The 19,711-nt window shown below is 57.4% G+C and carries 16 protein-coding genes; 12 read left to right on the top strand and 4 right to left on the bottom strand.

Annotated elements, in window-relative coordinates; translation table 11 throughout:
• Positions 1-128 precede the first annotated feature (128 nt).
• From K5K95_RS08345 to tssI, 4 genes are all read right to left on the bottom strand, one after another.
• On the bottom strand, positions 129-524 hold the full coding sequence (locus K5K95_RS08345) for a DUF6124 family protein (RefSeq protein ID WP_222589057.1): 396 nt from the start codon (positions 522-524) through the stop codon (positions 129-131).
• Between the two features lie 385 nt (positions 525-909).
• Positions 910-1,638: a DUF2931 family protein gene (locus K5K95_RS08340; protein ID WP_222589056.1), complete on the bottom strand. Its 729-nt coding sequence runs from the start codon at positions 1,636-1,638 to the stop codon at positions 910-912.
• A gap of 3 nt (positions 1,639-1,641) precedes the next feature.
• Entirely contained in the window at positions 1,642-2,328 is a 687-nt protein-coding gene (locus tag K5K95_RS08335) for a DUF2931 family protein (protein WP_222589055.1), read from the bottom strand.
• A complete protein-coding gene (gene tssI, locus K5K95_RS08330) occupies positions 2,321-5,749 on the bottom strand; it encodes a type VI secretion system tip protein TssI/VgrG (protein WP_222590311.1) in 3,429 nt (1,142 codons plus the stop codon). Before tssI ends, K5K95_RS08335 begins: the two co-directional genes overlap by 8 nt.
• A 707-nt stretch (positions 5,750-6,456) precedes the next feature.
• On the opposite strand from tssI, the gene tssA reads away from it, so the two are divergent.
• The 12 genes from tssA to K5K95_RS08270 are packed head-to-tail and all read left to right on the top strand — an operon-like array spanning position 6,457 to position 19,622.
• Entirely contained in the window at positions 6,457-8,013 is a 1,557-nt protein-coding gene (tssA, locus tag K5K95_RS08325; protein WP_222589054.1) for a type VI secretion system protein TssA, read from the top strand.
• Between the two features lie 32 nt (positions 8,014-8,045).
• Positions 8,046-8,549: a type VI secretion system contractile sheath small subunit gene (tssB, locus tag K5K95_RS08320; protein WP_222589053.1), complete on the top strand. Its 504-nt coding sequence runs from the start codon at positions 8,046-8,048 to the stop codon at positions 8,547-8,549.
• Between the two features lie 28 nt (positions 8,550-8,577).
• Positions 8,578-10,053 carry a type VI secretion system contractile sheath large subunit gene (tssC, locus tag K5K95_RS08315; protein WP_222589052.1) on the top strand — a complete coding sequence of 492 codons (1,476 nt, stop codon included), beginning with the start codon at positions 8,578-8,580 and terminating at the stop codon, positions 10,051-10,053.
• A 14-nt stretch (positions 10,054-10,067) separates the two neighbouring features.
• The gene (gene tssE / locus K5K95_RS08310; protein ID WP_090177913.1) at positions 10,068-10,475 is read left to right on the top strand and encodes a type VI secretion system baseplate subunit TssE; all 408 of its coding nucleotides are present in this window, start codon (positions 10,068-10,070) and stop codon (positions 10,473-10,475) included.
• A 10-nt stretch (positions 10,476-10,485) separates the two neighbouring features.
• Positions 10,486-10,992, top strand: coding sequence for a PAAR domain-containing protein (locus tag K5K95_RS08305; protein WP_222589051.1), 507 nt, complete (start codon positions 10,486-10,488; stop codon positions 10,990-10,992).
• A 3-nt stretch (positions 10,993-10,995) separates the two neighbouring features.
• Complete coding sequence (locus tag K5K95_RS08300) at positions 10,996-11,901, top strand: alpha/beta hydrolase (RefSeq protein WP_222589050.1); 906 nt, start codon at positions 10,996-10,998, stop codon at positions 11,899-11,901.
• Positions 11,902-12,195, top strand: coding sequence for a hypothetical protein (locus K5K95_RS08295; protein WP_222589049.1), 294 nt, complete (start codon positions 11,902-11,904; stop codon positions 12,193-12,195). It abuts the gene before it with no gap.
• A complete protein-coding gene (locus K5K95_RS08290; RefSeq protein WP_261398140.1) occupies positions 12,182-12,649 on the top strand; it encodes a hypothetical protein in 468 nt (155 codons plus the stop codon). Before K5K95_RS08295 ends, K5K95_RS08290 begins: the two co-directional genes overlap by 14 nt.
• 24 nt (positions 12,650-12,673) lie before the next feature.
• Complete coding sequence (gene tssF, locus K5K95_RS08285; RefSeq protein ID WP_222589048.1) at positions 12,674-14,461, top strand: type VI secretion system baseplate subunit TssF; 1,788 nt, start codon at positions 12,674-12,676, stop codon at positions 14,459-14,461.
• Positions 14,425-15,432 carry a type VI secretion system baseplate subunit TssG gene (gene tssG, locus K5K95_RS08280; RefSeq protein ID WP_222589047.1) on the top strand — a complete coding sequence of 336 codons (1,008 nt, stop codon included), beginning with the start codon at positions 14,425-14,427 and terminating at the stop codon, positions 15,430-15,432. Before tssF ends, tssG begins: the two co-directional genes overlap by 37 nt.
• A gap of 13 nt (positions 15,433-15,445) precedes the next feature.
• A complete protein-coding gene (gene tssH, locus K5K95_RS08275; protein WP_222589046.1) occupies positions 15,446-18,094 on the top strand; it encodes a type VI secretion system ATPase TssH in 2,649 nt (882 codons plus the stop codon).
• 10 nt (positions 18,095-18,104) lie between these two features.
• A complete protein-coding gene (locus K5K95_RS08270) occupies positions 18,105-19,622 on the top strand; it encodes a sigma-54 interaction domain-containing protein (RefSeq protein WP_222589045.1) in 1,518 nt (505 codons plus the stop codon).
• The last annotated feature ends 89 nt before the right edge of the window (positions 19,623-19,711 follow it).

Raw genomic sequence — 19,711 nt, 5'->3', positions numbered from 1 at the left:
TTTGGATCGGCGTTTAAGTATTTGACTGCGCAACTTTTTGCGCATGGTGGCAGCGCCTCAACTAGAGGGCATATGAAAAAAAGGGCACGCCAACGAGGTTGGGTGCCCTTTTTTTTATGGATTGCGGATCAACTGGATCGGGTGTGTTTTCTGGCGAGAAGCGCCGCCATTTCCGGCTCGTCGAGGTCATCCAGCGCTCGTTCTACCAACAAATGCACGCCATCAGCCATGCGGCTAAGCGCCAAGGCTATGGAGCGTTGTGGGCCGCTCACATCGTCGGCGAGTTCGGCGGCGATGGCGCTGATGGACCGTGAGTCTTCCGAAGCGTTGGCAAGCAGTGCATCAGTATTGATGTCCGGGCAGACGCTGAAGAGTTGGCCGTTGCGTTTCGGTGGTTTCTGTTCGGCTGGCGGGAAGTGATGGTCGAGGGCGCGCTCGGCTGCATCGTTGAGTTTTTTTGAATCAGGGTTTTCGTAAGGGGAGACCGGATCGGTGTCCGGTGGATTTGGAGTTACCTTGAACATGATCTTCAATTCCATAAGTGATGCTGACACCACTTCGCCGACTAAACGAAGGGGTGGCGGCTGTACGCAGGTTAGTCGGACCGGGGAATTGAAGAAGCCGGCGCACCCGAAGGTGCCCTGCGCACAGCCACCATCAAATGCAGGTAGGAGATACCTGTCTGACGGAAGCTTGTGCAACTTCAATTACCAGCGGGCGACTAAACCCGTCCACTGACGATCAGTGACAGGAACCAAGTTACCGACCGGCCGAAAGGCGCACAAGCCGGCGGATTCTGGCGTAGCCGTAGGCAACGGCGCAAGGTGTTGTAGCTTGCAGGACGTAACCTTGAGGCGTTTTAAACAAGCGCTGTAGCGCGGTGTTTAACCATCGAAATTGTTGGCATTCCTACCAACTGCCATAGGGAATGCCAAATTTGTCGATGTAGGCTTTTGATTCTTCTGAAAGCGGGCGATGTTTCCCGTTGGATGTGCCCTCGTAGGGGCCTTTGGGATTTATCGTGCCTTGAACGCGGGTGACCTCAGTCGACAATAAGCATTGGCCGCCCAGCCAAACCTTCGCGACTCCTCCAGGCGCCAAGCCTACTATCAGCATGTCTCGGTAATCCGTTATCCATTTACCGTCTGCGCGACAGAAGGTTTTTTCACCCTCAACCATGGTGTGTCGCGCCGATTCGGGGATCTCGATGTACGCCTCATAAGTCTGCGGTTCGGCCATGGACTGCCAGCGTACGTAGACTAAACGTGGTAGATCGGCTCCCCTTACAACTCGACCTTTTCCTTTCGGATGCTCATACCAACCCTTCGCATCGCCCTTGAAGTGAGCCGGCACCCCTTTACTTCCCCCACGGGGATAACCAGTCGAGGGGATTCCGCGACCTGCACCTCGAAACACACGGTCATTGATATCAACGATATCCGCCGTTTCGACCCAGACCTCCATGTAATCGGGCGAAAAAAACCTTAGGTCCCAGCCGTCATAGGGTAATGATCTGCGATGGTCTTTGGCGCATCCACTCAAAAAGAGCGCAAGCGCTACTGCACAGCCTGCTTTAAACAGAGAGGCGGACTTATGGATTGAGAGTTCCTCCGGTCGAGTTTTTTGGTGATTGTTCATGGGTTACCAGGAGCCATAGGGAATGCCGAACTCGTCGATGTAGGCTTTTGCTTCTTCTGAAAGCGGGCGGTGTTTCCCGTTGGATGTGCCCCCGTAGGGGCCTTTGGGGCTGATCGTGCCTTGGACTCGGGTGACTTCGGTCGCCGAGAGGCAAGGGCCCTTCACCCATACTTTGGCGATACCTCCAGGGGCCAAGCCAACCACAAGCAGTTGTCGATAGTCCGTTATGACCTTGCCGTCAAATGCGCAAAATACGTCCTCGCGTTTACGCATTAACTGTCTGACTGATTCAGTAATCTCGATGTAGGCTTCATAGGTCTGTGGTTCGGCCATGGACTGCCAGCGCACATAGACCAAACGAGGCAGGTTAGCCCCCGTTACATATCGACCCTTTCCTGCTGGATGTTTAAACCACCCCTTTGCATCGCCCTTGAAGAGAGCTGGAATGCCTTTACTTAGCCCCCGGGGATAACCAGTCGCCGGGATTCCGCTACCTGCACCTCGAAACACGTGCTCATTTATATCTACGACATCCGCCGTTTCGATCCAGACCTCCATATAGTCGGGGGCAAAAAAATCGAGGCTCCAAGCGTCGTAAGGTAATGATCTGCTCTCGTAAGAGACACATCCTCCCAACAACACAAATAGCAGCGCAAAGCCGGTCTTAAGCAGGGATGAGCGCTTACGCATCGGGATGCACCACGCGCTTATAGTTTTCGGCAGGTCGATTAATAAACACGATGTTCAGATCGCTGTTGTTCCAGCCTTTGGCGGCATTCCAGTTGGCAGACAGATGGATGTAGCGGCGGTAGAGCAACTCCTCTTCGTCGAGGCTCAGGCTCGTCCGGCGAGTGGTGCCTAACGCGTAAGCCATGAGTTTTTCGGCAATCGATTTCAGCTCTGTCGGTAATGCGTACGTTTGATCATCTTCGTCAATAACCTTGAACGGGACTTCGTGCCTGGCCCCTAAATCGCGCATGATTCGCAGGTAAACCAACGCCAGATCGTTGCGCACCGTTCGCTGGCTGCGCACTGCTGCATACACATTTTTCGACTTGGATCTGTCGCCTTTTGCGTTGTTGATTACCTCCACGTCCCAGGTTTTCACCTCCAGTGCAAGCCCATACAGGTTAAGTTGATCCTGAAGGCGACCTAGTTCCTGCTCAGCCCAACGATAGGCGGGCGACGCTGTGGAAGGCATGTGAAGGTCCATGTCGCGGCTGCACCGCGGCTTGCTAAGCAGTACTCGTTCAATGAAGTTGGGTACGTACCCCCCACCCAAGTCGGAGTGGACCCCGGGCAGCTCGATATCAGCAGCGCCGGCGCTGTTGAGTGAGAAGTTATGGCGTCGTTCGTCCCGCGCCACCAGATGCACGACCTTTTTTGCCACTTCGGGCGCCAGATGCAAGTTAACACCGGGGTTGTTGGCGTCGTGCACGCTAAAGTCACCGTCAGTCATGCTGGCTACTGCGGCAGCGGTGTCGAAAATGCCGATAAAGTTGATGGAGACATCGATGTTGGTGCGCCAGGAAAACTCCTCAGTGAACATTGATGAGTTGGCTGGCCATAACGCTGCCAGCGAGCTTTTTTCTCCTTTCAAGACTTCATTGGCAAAATGCCGTGCGGCAGCGGCGCCGCGACTGAAGCCGAAGATATCAAACACGATAGACTCAACTTTTCGGTCGGGGTTTGCCAACTCGAAAAGTCGGACTTCTTTAAGGATATTTGTTGGACTTTGCTTGACCCTTGCCAATACACCCTGTGCACCTACGCCGGTCATTGGTGAATAAAGTGAATCCTCTTTACCACTGCTCGTGCCGATGCCCTCCAGATAAACGGGGATGTACCCGATGGTTTCCTCAGCAGCCAACAGCCGCTCACTGTCATTGGTGTACAGCTCATACAGCTTCGCCACATTACTCGTGTCATTCCCATAACTATCATCCGGCGTATTCCCCAAACCGTCATACCCATACGCCTTACAAAACCGCTGAATATCCTCAGCCTCCTCCAGCAGATTTACATCCCGCGCATAACATCCAGCCGCCATCTCACTGTTGGACCGGTTATTCCCGGTCCCATCGAAGAACACCCCAATCCGCAAAGTAATCCCTTCCTCTTCGACTTCTTCCTCCTCTTCTTCCAGCTCATCGGATTCATTCACTTCCGATGGCGAAGGTTCAGGCGCAACGGACACCAACAAGCCCGCCGCAGCCCCCTGCAGTAATGTATATGCAGCTGTACCCGGCGTTGGAGAACCGCCGACCTCAATCGCGCTACTACTGAAAATACCGTCGGAGTTGAGCACGATGTGTTGATCGCCGACCTTCATGGAAAGGCTCTCACCCGCATCTAACACAAGGTGTGTGCCGGCCTTGATGTGCACGTACTGACCGGCTTCGATAACCAGCGTTTCATCAGATCTTGTGTGGCTGTCGCCAGAGACATGCAGGTAGTCGTTGCCGCTTACCTGGATTTTTCGATCCGACGTGATAGTGAGGTGCTCTTCAGATCCCAGCACCGTAATACGGTTGCCCTTGATGGTGACTCGACTCTCATTGCCCACTTCCAGCCGGCTGTCGTTCCCGACCTTCTGCTCCATATCCCGCTGAGCACGCAGGTGGATCAATTCATCGCCAGCGCGATCTTCCATCGACAGTTCGTTGTAGCCACCCGTAGCGGGGGAGCTGTGGGTTCGAAGCACGGTTTTGGTTTTGTTCTCGGGCAAGGGATAGGGCGCTGGCGTGACCTTGTTGATCAGGCAACCGGTTATCAACGGATTGTCGGGATTGCCTTCGAGGTAGGTGACGAGTACTTCCATCCCGATGCGCGGAATGATCACTGTGCCAAAGTTGTCCCCCGCCGAACTGGACGCTAGTCGCAGCCAGCAACTGCTGTTTTCAGTGTTACGTTCAGATCGGTCCCAGTGAAACTTGACTTTGACGCGACCAAATTCGTCGCAGTAAATCTCTTCACCGGCAGGTCCGGTGACGCGAGCGGTCTGGCAATTCAGCATGGGTCTTGGTTCAGGCATCGGTGGCCGATAAAACACATCCCAGGGAATCACGCTGAAGCTGTTGCGGTAGCCCTGGGTAAAGCCGTCCTCAGGTTCGGTCGCGTTGGTGACTGACTCTTCGAGCACCTGAGGTTGCTTTCCAGAGTGGGTGACACTGAGCAGCAGCCATAGATCGTTGTACGTATCGCGTGGGTGATCCGTCAGACTGAAAAAGTGGCCGCAGCGCAGACTGGGCTGATCGCTTTCGCCCTCGGCCAATTGGTAATCGGCACGGTGTCGTTCCAGCGCGTGCCGGGCGAGTTGCTGGCCGAGTTTTTCACTCTTGAAAAATAGTGGGTAACGATAGTCTTCATGCTCAGGGCTGAACTCAGCAGTGAAGCCACTTTCCAGTAAAAGGCTCGGGCGTTCCGGGTCGTAATGTCGCCGGGTAACCCTGCTGGGGCGGGTGCTGAAACCCATGGATAACTGGCTGACGACGGGATGCTCCGCCACCATTCCGGAGTCTTGCTGATAGGGGGTTTCGCCCAGTTTTGGGAAGAAAGTCTGGTCGTCGGTGAACACCAGCACATGGCCTTCCCGCGAATGCTGGTGATGCCAGGAAATACCGTCCTCGGCGCATAACCGCTGGACGAACTCAAAATCATTTTCGCGGTACTGCGTGCAGTATTCGCGCTCGGGACTCGTTTTGACGTGGAAGGTAAACGCATCAGCCTGGATGCCATGTCCCTTGAGTACCTTTTCGATGATTTGCGGCACTGTCTTGTGCTGGAAAATCCGTTGATCGTGGCTGAACTGCAAGAAGTGCAGGGCCGGTACCAGGTTTATGCGATAGCGGGTCAGGCGCTTACCGACATCGCCTGTGGACACCCCAGCGATATGGCCATGAATGCCTTCGCCTTTGAAGCCGAATTGAAGAAATGCAGGCTGGTTGAGCAGACTTTCCAGATCGAACTCGGGGTACTCACTAACCAGATCGACGCTGATTGAGTACAACGCGCAGATGGTTTCAGTGCCATTGAAGGCCAGCACTTTGAAGTCGTTGCGAACGGTCGGGATCACAAGGGTGAATTGAGGGGCATTAGCCGGTGCGAACATGCGCTGGTCCTTTTGCTTCATGGCTGCTCGTCCTTGAGCACAGAAAACTGAAGATCGCGACGCGGGCCTGCCTTGGCCTTTGCACGCGATGATGCTCTGCACGCTAACAAGGCAAGAAGAAGCTAGATGTAAGACCGAGCCGGAAACTCTGTGAGATATTTCTGGATGTCAGAATGTTGCATCAACATCAGCGAAGTTCATGCAGGCACGCGGCGTATTGCCGAACTTGAGTATTTGTTCAAATGAAAAGTGCCATCACTTCGATGGCACTTTTTTGCGTCTCAATTGTCTTTCCCTTGTTTTTTTAAATTCACGAAACATTTTCGGAGGTTTCCTACATTCTTCCTTGGTAATTATTGGCATGCTGCGCACCTATCGCGGGGGGGTATGGAACCCGATATCCGTGACAGATTAGACAAACCGCTCTGCGTCAATGGTTTCAGGGAGATCTGATGATGAGATGAATATTAATGCGACACCAGGGAATCCCCTTACACATATAGGGAGATCTCCTACGTGCAATAAAGATCACTTCGTCTTGTTGTTTAATCGGATGCTTGCTAGTGGCCATCATAGTGATTACGATGCGCGCACTTGAAAGAGCACGAACTCAATTGGATGAGACTCATCGTAGCTCTTTGATACTGTCCTGGCCCCTTGAAATCTTCATGGGGGCGTATGACCGTAATCCTAAATAAAGGCCATGGATGTCCTACTCAAGCAAACTTTCTGCTCATTACCTTGATCTCGCAAAAGCCTCTGTTTCCAAAGAGAATTTCGCGGGCGAGGACGTTCGTTTTTCGAGCGAATATGAGGCATTGGAAAGCGAGCTGGGCAAAGCCTCCTCGATGCATGAAAGCGGTCAGATTGACTGGCTGAAAATCCGTGAAAACAGCGAAAGCCTGCTGCGTACCCAGTCCAAGGACTTGCGGGTCGGTGCCTGGCTGACTTGGGCGTTGTACCAGCGCGAATCCTTTCAAGGACTGCTGGCGGGCCTTGGTTTGTTGCATTACCTGTGCGAAAGCCACTGGGCCGAAGTCCACCCGAACAAGGCTCGCACCCGCTCCGCTGCGATCAGTTGGCTGGTGCCGCGTCTTGAGCAGGTGTTGACCGAAAACATCGCGATCAAAGAGCAGTTGCCGATGTTCCGGCGCCTGGTCGAACACCTTGAAGGCCTCGACGCCGCCTGCACCGAGCACTTGGGTGACGATGCGCCACTGCTGCTGCCGATCTCTCGCCGCCTGAAAAACATGGTGCAACGCGCTGCTGACAACCAGCCGGAACCCGGTGTGGTCGGCGCCGCAGTCGCCCAGGTCAAGCAAGCCGCCACGCAGTTGTTCACCCCTGGCGCACCGATCGATAACGAAAAAGAAGCCCACAAAGCCCTGCGCGCCCAACAGGAAAGCGCGCGGCCGTTATGTGCCTGGTGGCTCAAGCAGAAAGCCACCGACCTGCGCGCCCTGCGCCTCAATCGCACGCTCCTGTGGCTGCCGATTGATGCGGTTCCCGAGCGCAACGCCGAACAAATCACCGTTCTGCGCGGCTTGCCCGCGGACAAGCTCAAGTCTTATCAGGATCGTTACGACCAGGCCAAGTACGCCGACCTGTTGGTGGAACTGGAGGCGAGCCTGGCGAAGGCGCCGTTCTGGTTTGATGGCCAGCGCATCGTCTGGGAATGCCTGCAGGGCTTGAACGCCGAATTGGCCATGCGCGAAGTGGAAATCCACTTCGCGCTGTTGATTCAGCGCCTGCCCGGCATCATCGAATTACGTTTCCATGACGGCGCACCATTCGCTGATCCGGCCACCCGCGCCTGGATCAGCGCCCACGTCATGCCACACCTGCAAAGCGCCACTGCGCCCCGCAAGGTCGAGGTCGCCGACTCCCAGCCGGCTTGGGAAGTGGCCCTGGAAGAAGTTCTGCCGATTTTGCGCAAGGACGGCCTCAAGGCCGCCGTGCAGATCCTCAAGCAGGGCCTGCAGAGTGCCCACGGCGGACGCGTACGGTTTTTCTGGCAGTTCGCCCTCGCGCGACTGTGCTTCATGGCCAAGAAATACGAACTGGCCAAGACCCAACTCGAAACCCTCGACCAAACATTACAGGACTCAGGCCTGAACGCCTGGGAGCCCGATCTTGCGCTGGAAGTGCTGCATTTACTGCATAGCTGCTGCGAGTTGTTGCCGCAGAACCACGCCGTACGTGAACGCAAGGAAGAGATTTATCGCAGGCTGTGCCACCTCGATCTCGAAGTGGTACTCGAATAGGCCCCCGGGCCACAACCGCAAGGAGAAAAGCCATGGCCAAAGAAGGCTCGGTAGCCCCCAAGGAACGCATCAACGTCACGTTCAAACCTGCCACCGGTGGTGCACAGGAAGAGATCGAACTGCCGTTGAAACTACTGGCAATCGGTGACTACACCCACCGCAAGGACGAACGCAAAGTCGAAGATCGCAAGCCGATCAGCATCGACAAGACGACCTTCGACGAAGTGCTGGCCAAGCAAGAGCTGAGCCTGACGTTGAGCGTGCCTAACCGTCTTCAGGAAGAGGGCAGCACTGAAGAGCTGGGCGTGCAACTGCGCGTCAACTCGATGAAGGACTTCAACCCGGCCAGCCTGGTCGAGCAAGTGCCTGAGCTGAAAAAACTGATGGAACTGCGCGACGCGCTGGTGGCCCTCAAAGGCCCGTTGGGTAACGCGCCTGCGTTCCGCAAAGCCATCGAAGGCGTTCTCGCCGACGACGAATCCCGCGGTCGCGTACTGGGTGAGCTGGGCCTGAACGCCGCAGCCCAGGACGCCTGAGTCTCTATCAGCCAAGGAAGCCAACACCATGAGCACTAGCGCAGCACAGCAAAAGAGCAAAGAGAACGGCGAATACAGCATTCTCGACAGCATCATCGCCGAAACCCGCCTGACGCCGGACGACGAAGCCTACGACATCGCCAAGCGCGGTGTGTCGGCCTTCATCGAAGAGCTGCTCAAGCCGCAGAACAACGGTGAGCCGGTCAAGAAGGCAATGGTTGATCGCATGATCGCCGAGATCGATGCCAAGCTCAGCCGCCAGATGGACGAAATCCTTCACCACCCGGACTTCCAGTCCCTGGAATCGTCGTGGCGCGGCCTGCAGTTGCTGGTCGATCGCACCAACTTCCGCGAAAACATCAAGATCGAAATCCTCAACGTCTCCAAAGACGATCTGTTGGACGACTTCGAAGATTCGCCGGAAGTGATGCAGTCGGGCCTGTACAAGCACATCTACACCGCTGAATACGGTCAGTTCGGTGGTCAGCCTGTGGGCGCGATCATCGCCAACTACTTCATGTCCCCAAGCTCGCCGGACGTGAAACTGATGCAGTACGTGTCCAGCGTCGCCTGCATGTCTCACGCGCCGTTCATCGCGGCTGCCGGTCCGAAGTTCTTCGGCCTGGAAAGCTTCACCGGCCTGCCAGACCTGAAGGATCTGAAAGATCACTTCGAAGGCCCGCAGTTCGCTAAATGGCAGACTTTCCGCCAGTCGGAAGACTCCCGTTACGTTGGCCTGACCGTGCCGCGTTTCCTGCTGCGCAACCCGTACGACCCGGAAGAAAACCCGGTCAAATCGTTCGTGTACAAAGAAACCGTCGCCAACAGCCACGAGCACTACCTGTGGGGCAACACGGCCTACGCGTTCGGCACCAAGCTGACCGACAGCTTCGCCAAATTCCGCTGGTGCCCGAACATCATCGGCCCGCAGAGCGGTGGCGCGGTTGAAGATCTGCCGTTGCACCACTTCGAAAGCATGGGCGAAATCGAAACCAAGATCCCTACCGAGGTTCTGGTCAGCGACCGTCGTGAATACGAACTGGCCGAGGAAGGCTTCATTTCCCTGACCATGCGCAAAGGCTCCGACAACGCGGCGTTCTTCTCCGCGAGCTCGGTGCAGAAGCCGAAGTTCTTCGGTATCAGCGCAGAAGGCAAGGCCGCAGAGCTGAACTACAAGCTCGGCACGCAACTGCCATACATGATGATCGTCAACCGCCTGGCTCACTACTTGAAAGTGCTGCAGCGCGAGCAACTCGGTTCGTGGAAAGAACGTACCGACCTCGAGCTGGAACTGAACAAGTGGATCCGCCAGTACGTGGCCGACCAGGAAAACCCAAGCGCCGAAGTCCGTGGCCGTCGTCCACTGCGCGCTGCCCAGATCATCGTCAGCGATGTCGAAGGCGAGCCTGGCTGGTACCGCGTCAGCCTGAACGTGCGCCCGCACTTCAAGTACATGGGTGCTGATTTCACCCTGTCGCTGGTTGGCAAGCTGGACAAAGAGTAAGAGGAGCCTGAGTCATGACTGGATACGGCAGCCTTTTCGAACGCCTGGGTGGCGACGCGGAAAAACGCGTCGGCTGGAGCCGTGAGGTCTCCGCCATGGCGTCCGTGGCTGCCCATCTGGCCAAGATGCTCAGCACCCGTGCGGGCAGCGTGCAAACGCTGTCCGACTACGGGCTACCCGATCTCAATGACATGCGTCTGAGCCTGCACGACTCCCTGAGTCAGGCCCGTCTGGCCATCGAAAATTTCATCGAAGCCTACGAGCCACGCTTGAGTAATGTGCATGTCATCTCCCTGCCGCGTGATCACGATCAGCTTCGCCTGTCCTTCAGCATCGAAGGTTTGCTGGAAGTTGATGGTTTCAAGCGTCAGGTCAGTTTCGCCGCGCGCCTGGATGGCAGCGGTCAAGTAAAGGTCAACTAAGGAGATTCGTATGTCCGGCAAACCCGCAGCCCGCGTATCCGACCCCACCGCTTGCCCGCTCCCCGGCCACGGCACCAACCCGATCGCCGCCGGTTCCGGCGACGTCTTCTTCGACGGCCTCGCGGCCGCCCGTCAAGGCGATGCCTCGGCGTGTGGTGGTGCGATGTCGGGCGGGTTGGCGACGACGGTTTTGATCAACGGCAAACCGGCGGCAACGGTGGATTCGGTTGGTACTCATGGCAACAAGGTTACGGCGGGTTCCGGGACGGTGATTATCGGGAATTCGCATTCGCCGGCGCCGTTTGTGGCGCCGTTGCCTTTGATTTTTCCTGGATTTGATGAGCAGTTTGCTTTGACAGATGAAGCTGGTATGCCCATTGCCAATCGTAGATATCTGCTCGTTCGCCAAGACGGTACGCAGGAAGAGGGTGTTACTAATGAAAAAGGTTTCACTCACCGACTAGCTCGTCACGAAAGTGCAGAGCAAGTTGAAATCTATGTTGCAAAAGGAGATTGATAGATGGGCGCCGATGTCATCAATACTTCAAGTGGTGCTTTTACAAAAGTCGCTGCGATGCAAAGTACACCGACTAAGGATCTGACGCCTAAACCGATTGTTGTTGAACAAGGGCTGACAGTATTTTTGGGCGGCGCCGGGATGATTGGTGCTTATAACGCAGATATGGTGGCTGCGTTCAAAGAGGCTGAAATTTTAAATGCCGTTTATGGGAACTACTCATCTCTAATAACTGGATGGGATAAGCATGTGCCCGATCTGGTCGACATGCTTAGTGATGCTGCGTCTGTGGTGCTCTACAACCAAGACGAAAGTGATCCAGTCGTATTTGAGTATGGCGAAATTCAGAAGTGCAAATATGGCGGCGAATACATAGAGAAAAAGTATATCTATGGTTTGATCACTATCAAAAGCAATAGCGTAGTGGAATGTACCCCGACAAGCGATATGTTGGCGATCAAGATAGGGCGGGATATTTCAAAAATCAAAACAACGGAGTTTCCGTTGAGCGCATTGGAAATCACCAAGCCAATTCCAAAGATCGGGCAATTCAATATAGTAGGTTACTCTTGGGGCAGCGTAGTCGCGGCCCGTACTGCTATGCACTATGCCCGTTCGGGCACCAAAATAGACCACCTTGTCCTCATTGGTGCTCCGATCAATAAAAGTTTGAAAGAAGCTGTTAGTAATCATCCAAACATCGGTAGCGCAATAATTATCGACTTGAAGGATAAGGGCGACCCTATCTATGCGGGCATGACTGATAAGGAACTTGTCGACTCGGCTCTTGAACTTGGTAGGCAGATGCCAACGGCGGAAGGGCACTTTTACTATTCCGGCGACAGTGCAGAAGGAAAAGCAAGGCGTCGAGAGCTCGCCAAGCTTCTCTATTCAAAGGGGCTACGCTAGATGCTTCGTTATTTTTATTTTTTTGTGGCTGCGGTATTGCTGCTGATGTCGTGCACTGACCCGAAAACCCAATGGTCAATAGACGGATTTGATGTTTATGGGAGCTTGTTTGTTTTTTGTCTGGCTCTTTATATTCCGATGATGGCGCTCTCTTTTTATTATTTTGTAAAAGCGTTAACAAGATTTTTTAAATATAAAAACTCTCGCGATGGTTTTTTGTTATTGGCGTCCACTGTTGTGGGTGTTGTTGCTCTTTACAGTTTTAATCACTGGGTGTTCAGTGAAATTTACTAACGATTCGGCGCAGGGCATTCGGAAAAGTGAAGGCTGCCCTAATCCAAATTTTTTCAGAGTAGCGCTCTGGTCTCCGCTCCTGGTGCTGTTGGCTCTGATACTGGTCGAGCAGGGCAATGGACACGCAGCGATTCTGGACTTGCAACAAATGCTGTTGATCTACGTCCTCACATTCGGCATCCCGGCCTACATCGCCTTTGCCCTGTGGGCAACGCGAGCACTGAACGGAAAAACCGAACAGCAAATTTTGAAAAGCGTGTGGCGCGCACCGCTGACGTTCATCCCTTTTTACGCCGCTCCGTGGGTGATTTATGGGTTGGCCCATGTGCTTTTGGGGAGCCTTGCCGGGTTCCCGATGATGTTTGGCTGGCTGGCTTTTTTACCGTACCTGCTCATCGCCGGTTACGTAGTTGCCGGTCTGACAGTCGCGCTCTACAGGACGTTTTTTTCATGAGTTCCACTACCAGGAAGGTACCCCGTGTCCTTTAACCACTACTACCAAAGCGAACTCACCGCACTTCGCCAGTTAGGTCGCCGATTCGCCGAGCGTAGTCCGGCGTTGGCGCCTTTCCTGGGTCAGGCCGGGCGGGATCCGGACGTGGAGCGGTTGCTGGAAGGTTTTGCATTCCTGACCGGGCGCCTGCGCCAGAAGCTCGACGACGAGTTGCCGGAGCTCAGCCATTCGTTGATGCATCTGCTGTGGCCCAACTACATGCGGCCGCTGCCGGCATTCAGCATTTTGCAGTTCGACCCGCTGAAGCGTTCGGGTCCTGCGTTGATGGTCGAGCGCGACACTCCAGTTGAGAGCGTGCCGATCGATGACGTGCGTTGCCGCTTTCGCACCTGCTACCCGACCGAAGTGTTGCCGCTGGATCTGGCCGCGCTGAATTACTCGGTGAAGGGCGACGGTTCGTTGTTGAGCCTGCGTCTGGAGATGAGTGCTGACGGTCACCTCGGCGAACTGGAACTGAGCCGTTTACGTCTGCACTTCGCCGGTGAGCGCTACATCAGCCAGATGCTCTACCTGAGCCTGTTGCGCAATCTGGAAGGCATCGAACTGATCCCGCTGGATGGCGCCGGCAAACCCATCAACGGCGTCAACGGCACGCCGATGGCGTTCAAGATGCCCGGCGACCGTGTGCAGCCGGTGGGTTTTGCCGAAGAAGAAGCGTTGATTCCCTATCCGCTGAACACCTTCCGTGGCTATCGCTACCTGCAGGAATACTTCGCCTTCCAGGACAAATTCCTGTTCGTCGATATCAACGGCCTGGACCTGCTCAAGGCGCTGCCGGAAGACACGCTCAAGCAGGTGCGCGGCCTCGAATTGCGTTTCGATATTCGCAAGAGCGGCATCCTGCGTATGCGTCCGACGCTGGACAACGTGAAGCTCTACTGCACGCCCATCGTCAACCTGTTCAAGCACGATGCACTGCCGATCCGCCTCGACGGCAAGCAAGACGAATACCTGCTGTTGCCCGCCGAATTCGATCTGCAGAACTGCGGCGTGTTCTCGGTGGAAACCGTCACCGGCTGGAAGCCCGGCGGCCTCGGTTACCAGGAATACGTGCCGTTCGAATCCTTCGAGCACGATCCGAGTTTCGACGTGCCCAACAGCCGTCCGCATTACAGCATCCGCCAGCGTTCGTCTTCGTTGCACAACGGCCTCGACACCTACCTGAGCTTCGGCATCCGCCACACCGAAGCCCACGAAACCCTGTCGATCGAGCTGATGTGCACCAACCAGAACCTGCCCAAAAAACTCAAGCTCGGCGACATCAGCCAGGCGTGCGAAGACACGCCGGAGTTTCTGAGTTTCCGCAACATCACCCCGGCCACTCCAAGTTATGCGCCGCCGCTGAACCGTGACTTCCTCTGGAAGCTGATCAGCAACATGTCGCTCAACTACCTGTCCCTGGCCGACGTCAATGCGTTGAAGGTGATTCTCGAAACCTACGACCTGCCGCGCTACTACGACCAACACGCGGAAAAAGTCAGTAAGCGTTTGCTGGGCGGGCTCAAGTCGATCAAGCACCAGCACGTTGATCGGTTGCACCGAGGGTTGCCGGTTCGCGGGTTGCGCACCGAGCTGACCATCGACCCGGAAGGGTATATCGGCGAGGGCGACCTGTTCGTTTTTGCCTCGGTTCTTAACGAGTTTTTCGCGCTTTACGCCAGTCTCAATTCTTACCACGAGCTGCGGGTAAAAAGCACACAGGGAGAGGTGTACCAATGGACACCACGTATGGGCCTTCAGCCGCTTCTTTAAGCGGACTGACCCGAGGAATACGCGAGTACTCGCTGTTTCAGGCCGTGCTGCTGGTGGTTGACCGGCTGCGCGAGGCCCACCCGCACCTGAGCCAGGACGATTTGTACGATCAGCTGGAATTCCAGGCCAACCCGAGCCTGGGCTTCCCGGGCAGCGACGTCGATCGCGTGGAGTTTTTTCACGAGCACGGGCAGATGCGTGCGCGCCTGCGATTCAACCTGATCGGCCTGGTCGGTTCTGGCTCGCCGCTGCCAGCGTTCTATGGCGAACAGGCCCTGGGCGACAGCGAAGACGGCAACCCGACCCGCAACTTTCTCGACCTGTTTCACCATCGTCTGCAACGGCTGATGCTGCCGATCTGGCGCAAGTACCGCTACCGCGCCAGTTTCGAAAGTGGCGCCCTCGACCCGTTCTCGGCGCAGCTGTTTGCGTTGATCGGCCTGGGCGGCGAAGAGATCCGCAAGGCTCAGGAACTGAATTGGAAACGCCTGCTGCCGTACCTCGGCCTGCTCAGCTTGCGCGCGCACTCGGCGGCGTTGATCGAAGCGGTACTGCGTTACTACTTCAAGCACGCCGAACTGACCATCGAGCAGTGCATCGAGCGTCGCGTGGAGATTCTCGACGAGCAGCGCAATCGTTTGGGGCGCGCCAACAGTCTGCTCGGCGAAGACCTGGTGCTGGGTGAACACGTGCGCGACCGCAGCGGCAAATTCCGCATCCACATCCGCGAACTCGACTGGCAACGCTTCCACGAATTCCTGCCGATCGGTTTCGGCTACCAGCCGTTGTGCGCGCTGGTGCGGTTCACCCTGCGTGACCCGCTCGATTACGACATTCGCCTGGTGTTGCGCCAGGAAGAAATCCGCGAACTGCGCATCGGTGAGCAGAACGCCTGTCGCCTGGGATGGACCAGTTGGCTGGGCCGCGAAAAAGCGGACGGCGTAGTAACCCTGGGCAGCAAAATTCATTAAGGACAGATGACCAATGATCAACGTAGACCTGCAACAACTTATCCAGGCGCTGGACGCCGAAACCCGTCGTGATCTGGAAAGTTCTGCCGAGCGCTGCGTCGCCCGTGGCGGCAGCAAGATCCTTGTCGAAGACTTGCTGCTCGGCCTGCTGGAGCGCCCGCAAGGCTTGCTCGCACGCGCGCTGCAAGATGCCGAAGTGGATGCCGGTGAACTGAGCGCCGCGTTGCAATCGCGGGTCGAGCACAGCGCTTCGCGCAACCCGGTGTTCGCCCCGGAACTGGTGCAGTGGCTGCAAGATGCGTTGCTGGTGGCTAACCTGGAACTGGGCCAGAGCCAGGTCGAGCAAGCCGCGTTGATCCTCGCGCTGCTGCGCAATCCGATGCGTTACGCCGGCAGCCGCTACCAGTCGTTGCTGGCCAAGCTGAACATCGAGCGCCTGAAAGAATTTGCCCTGTCGCAGAAAGAACAACCGGCCACCGGCAAACCGGGCGTGCAGGGCGAGTCGCTGCTGGAGCGCTTCACCCACAACCTCACCCAACAGGCCCGCGACGGCAAACTCGACCCGGTGCTGTGCCGCGATGGCGCAATCCGGCAGATGGTCGACATCCTCGCCCGTCGCCGCAAGAACAACCCGATTGTGGTCGGTGAAGCCGGTGTCGGCAAAACCGCCATCGTCGAAGGCCTGGCCTCGCGCATTGCTGCTGGTGAAGTGCCGCTCGTGTTGAAAGGCGTCGAGTTGTTGTCCCTGGACATGGGCCTGTTGCAGGCCGGTGCCAGCGTCAAAGGTGAATTCGAACGTCGTCTCAAAGGCGTGATCGATGAGGTCAAAGCCTCGCCGAAACCGATCATTCTGTTCATCGACGAAGCTCACACATTGATCGGCGCAGGCGGCAATGCCGGAGGTTCCGACGCGGCCAACCTGCTCAAACCCGCCCTGGCCCGTGGCGAGCTGCGCACCATCGCCGCCACCACCTGGGCCGAGTACAAAAAATACTTCGAAAAAGACCCGGCCCTGGCCCGTCGTTTCCAACCGGTGCAACTGCACGAACCAACCGTCAGCGAAGCAGTGACCATCCTCCGTGGCCTGGCTCAGGTTTACGAGAAGAGCCACGGCATTTACCTGCGCGATGACGCCGTGGTGGCGGCGGCTGAGTTGTCTGCGCGTTACCTTGCTGGTCGCCAGCTGCCGGACAAGGCTGTCGACGTGCTCGACACGGCCTGCGCCCGCGTCCGCATCAGCCTCGCCGCCGCCCCGGAAAGCCTGGAACGCCTGCGCGGTGAACTGGCCGAAGGTGGTCGTCAGCGCCAGGCTCTGCGCCGGGATGCCGAAGCTGGTTTGCTGATCGATCACGAAGCGCTGAGCGCCTTGGAAGATCGCCTGGCCGCCGCCGAAGATGAAAGGGCCGCGCTGGAAGCCCTGTGGACCGAACAGAAAGCATTGGCCGAGCGCCTGCTGGACCTGCGTCAGCAACTGGCCAAGGCTCGCGAAGTGGCTGCCGCCCCGCCAACCCTCACAGTTGAGGAAGACGCCGAAGGCACCGTGATCGAAACGCTGCCCGTAGACGAAGCGCAGAGTGTCGAAACCCTGGAAGCGGCGCTCAACGAAACTCACAAAGCCCTGACCGAGCTGCAAGTCAAAGAGCGTCTGGTGAGCTTCGAAGTCTGCCCGCGTCTGGTCGCCGAGGTGATCAGCGCCTGGACCGGCGTGCCGCTGGCACAACTGGCCCGTGAACACAACGCCAAAGTCGCCAGTTTCGCCACCGACCTGCGTACGCGCATCCGTGGTCAGGAACAAGCCGTTCACGCCCTGGACCGCTCGATGCGCGCCACCGCTGCCGGCCTGAACAAACCGGATGCACCGGTCGGCGTGTTCCTGCTGGTCGGCCCGAGCGGCGTCGGCAAGACCGAAACCGCACTGGCCCTGGCCGACTTGCTGTACGGCGGTGATCGTTTCATCACCACCATCAACATGTCCGAGTTCCAGGAGAAGCACACGGTCTCGCGCCTGATCGGTGCGCCGCCAGGCTATGTCGGTTACGGCGAGGGCGGCATGCTCACCGAGGCCGTGCGCCAGAAGCCGTACTCCGTGGTCCTGCTCGATGAAGTGGAAAAGGCTGACCCGGACGTACTCAACCTGTTCTACCAAATCTTCGACAAAGGTGTGGCCAACGACGGCGAAGGGCGCGAGATCGATTTCCGCAACACGCTGATCCTGATGACCTCGAACCTGGGCAGCGACCGCATCAGCGAACTCTGTGAAAACGGCGCACGTCCATCGGCCGAAATCCTCGAAGAAACCATCCGCCCGGTCCTCAGCAAGCACTTCAAACCAGCGTTGCTGGCGCGGATGCGCGTGGTGCCTTACTACCCGGTCGGCGGCCCGGTGCTGCGCGAGCTGATCGAAATCAAACTCGGTCGTCTGGGCGAACGCCTGAACCGTCGTCAGCTGGACTTCACTTACTCGCAAGACCTCGTCGATCACCTGGCCGAACGCTGCACCCAAAGCGACAGCGGCGCGCGCCTGATCGACCATTTGCTCGACCTGCACGTCCTGCCGCTGGTGGCCGACCGCTTGCTCGATGCGATGGCCACCGGTGAAAGCCTCAAGCGTGTCCACGCGACGCTCGACGGTAACGCCAGCGTGAATTGCGAGTTCGCCTGAGGTGGGTGTGATGTTCACTCAAGTGCCCCAGCCGCTGGTTTATGCCGAAGCCTTGCTGGCGCAATTCGCCAGCCTGTCGCGGGCGGCGGACGGTGCTGCGCTGCTGGGTGACTTCGTGCGCGGGTTGGCCGAACTCAGCGGCTGCGAGTTGACGCAGTTGTACCTGCTGGACGCGACTCACACGTGCCTGGGGATGAACGCCGAGTGCCTGAACGGCATCCTGCAACCCCGGGAAGCGGCGAGCCTGCCGGCGGATTACAACGGTGAGCAACTGCTGCAGTTCGCCCTGTGTCAGAACCGCGTGGTGAGCCTCAGCGAACTGAGCGGCAGCCTGCACGAAACCAGTTTTCTACCGCCTCAGGCCACGCCTTGGCAGTCGCTGCTGTGCGTGCCAATGGTCAATCAGCAGAAGGCCGTCGAAGGCTTGCTGCTGTGCGCCAGTCGCCGGCACATCGACCTGCAAGGCTTCGCCGATTCCCTCGGGCAACTGGGCTCGTTCGTGCTTGGTCAACTGCATTTGCTGCAGCGTTTGCGTCAGCCGACTGGGGAGTCTCGACCGGTGAAGGCCAGCGTTCCGAACGCCAGTGGTTACGGCTTGATCGGCAAGAGCAAGGCCATGCGCGAGACTTACTCGCTGATCAGCAAAGTCCTGCACAGCCCGTACACCGTGCTGCTGCGCGGCGAGACCGGCACTGGCAAGGAAGTGGTCGCGCGCGCCATTCACGACTGCGGCCCGCGCCGTTCCCAGGCGTTCATCGTGCAGAACTGCGCGGCGTTCCCGGAGAACCTGCTGGAAAGCGAGCTGTTCGGGTACCGCAAAGGCGCCTTCACCGGCGCTGACCGCGACCGGGCCGGGCTGTTCGATGCGGCCAATGGCGGCACTTTGTTGCTCGATGAAATCGGCGACATGCCGTTGTCGCTGCAAGCCAAGTTGTTGCGCGTGTTGCAGGAAGGCGAGATCCGCCCGCTGGGTTCCAACGACACGCACAAGATCGACGTGCGCATCATCGCCGCGACTCACCGGGATTTGTCGGTGCTGGTCAGCGAAGGCAAGTTCCGCGAGGACTTGTACTACCGCCTCGCGCAATTCCCGATCGAGTTGCCGGCCTTGCGTCAGCGCGAAGGCGACATCCTCGATCTGGCCCGGCATTTCGCCGACAAGGCGTGCTCGTTTTTGCAGCGCGACGCGGTGCGTTGGTCCGATGCGGCGCTGGATCACCTGTCCGGTTACGCCTTTCCCGGCAACGTGCGCGAACTCAAAGGCCTGGTCGAGCGTGCGGTTCTGCTGTGCGAGGGCGGCGAGTTGCTGGCCGAGCATTTCTCCCTGCGCATGGAAGCCATGCCGGAAGACAACAGCCTCAACCTGCGCGAACGCCTGGAGCAGGTCGAGCGCAGTCTGCTGCTCGATTGCCTGCGCAAAAACGACGGCAACCAGACCCTCGCCGCCCGCGAACTCGGGCTGCCGCGCCGCACGCTGCTGTACCGCCTCGGCCGCTTGAATATCAACCTGGGCGACTTCGATGGGTAGGCAAATGACCGTCGATTTCACCTCAACCGCTTTTAACAGCGCCGCCCAAACGGGTCGGCGCTTTGTGCTTTGTCTATCCCTGGAGACCC

Origin of the sequence: Pseudomonas sp. DR48 (genome assembly GCF_019823085.1) — a bacterium.
Classification (GTDB): domain Bacteria; phylum Pseudomonadota; class Gammaproteobacteria; order Pseudomonadales; family Pseudomonadaceae; genus Aquipseudomonas.
Note: the sequence above shows the minus strand (reverse complement) of the source record. Positions and strands in the feature narration are given on the sequence as shown.

Excerpts from the sequence above, each read along its gene's own strand:
- K5K95_RS08345 (WP_222589057.1), bottom strand. The coding sequence starts at position 524 with ATGTTCAAGGTAACTCCAAATCCACCGGACACCGATCCGGTCTCCCCT.
- K5K95_RS08340 (WP_222589056.1), bottom strand. The coding sequence starts at position 1,638 with ATGAACAATCACCAAAAAACTCGACCGGAGGAACTCTCAATCCATAAG.
- K5K95_RS08335 (WP_222589055.1), bottom strand. The coding sequence starts at position 2,328 with ATGCGTAAGCGCTCATCCCTGCTTAAGACCGGCTTTGCGCTGCTATTT.
- tssI (WP_222590311.1), bottom strand. The coding sequence starts at position 5,749 with ATGTTCGCACCGGCTAATGCCCCTCAATTCACCCTTGTGATCCCGACC.
- tssA (WP_222589054.1), top strand. The coding sequence starts at position 6,457 with ATGTCCTACTCAAGCAAACTTTCTGCTCATTACCTTGATCTCGCAAAA.
- tssB (WP_222589053.1), top strand. The coding sequence starts at position 8,046 with ATGGCCAAAGAAGGCTCGGTAGCCCCCAAGGAACGCATCAACGTCACG.
- tssC (WP_222589052.1), top strand. The coding sequence starts at position 8,578 with ATGAGCACTAGCGCAGCACAGCAAAAGAGCAAAGAGAACGGCGAATAC.
- tssE (WP_090177913.1), top strand. The coding sequence starts at position 10,068 with ATGACTGGATACGGCAGCCTTTTCGAACGCCTGGGTGGCGACGCGGAA.
- K5K95_RS08305 (WP_222589051.1), top strand. The coding sequence starts at position 10,486 with ATGTCCGGCAAACCCGCAGCCCGCGTATCCGACCCCACCGCTTGCCCG.
- K5K95_RS08300 (WP_222589050.1), top strand. The coding sequence starts at position 10,996 with ATGGGCGCCGATGTCATCAATACTTCAAGTGGTGCTTTTACAAAAGTC.
- K5K95_RS08295 (WP_222589049.1), top strand. The coding sequence starts at position 11,902 with ATGCTTCGTTATTTTTATTTTTTTGTGGCTGCGGTATTGCTGCTGATG.
- tssG (WP_222589047.1), top strand. The coding sequence starts at position 14,425 with ATGGACACCACGTATGGGCCTTCAGCCGCTTCTTTAAGCGGACTGACC.
- tssH (WP_222589046.1), top strand. The coding sequence starts at position 15,446 with ATGATCAACGTAGACCTGCAACAACTTATCCAGGCGCTGGACGCCGAA.
- K5K95_RS08270 (WP_222589045.1), top strand. The coding sequence starts at position 18,105 with ATGTTCACTCAAGTGCCCCAGCCGCTGGTTTATGCCGAAGCCTTGCTG.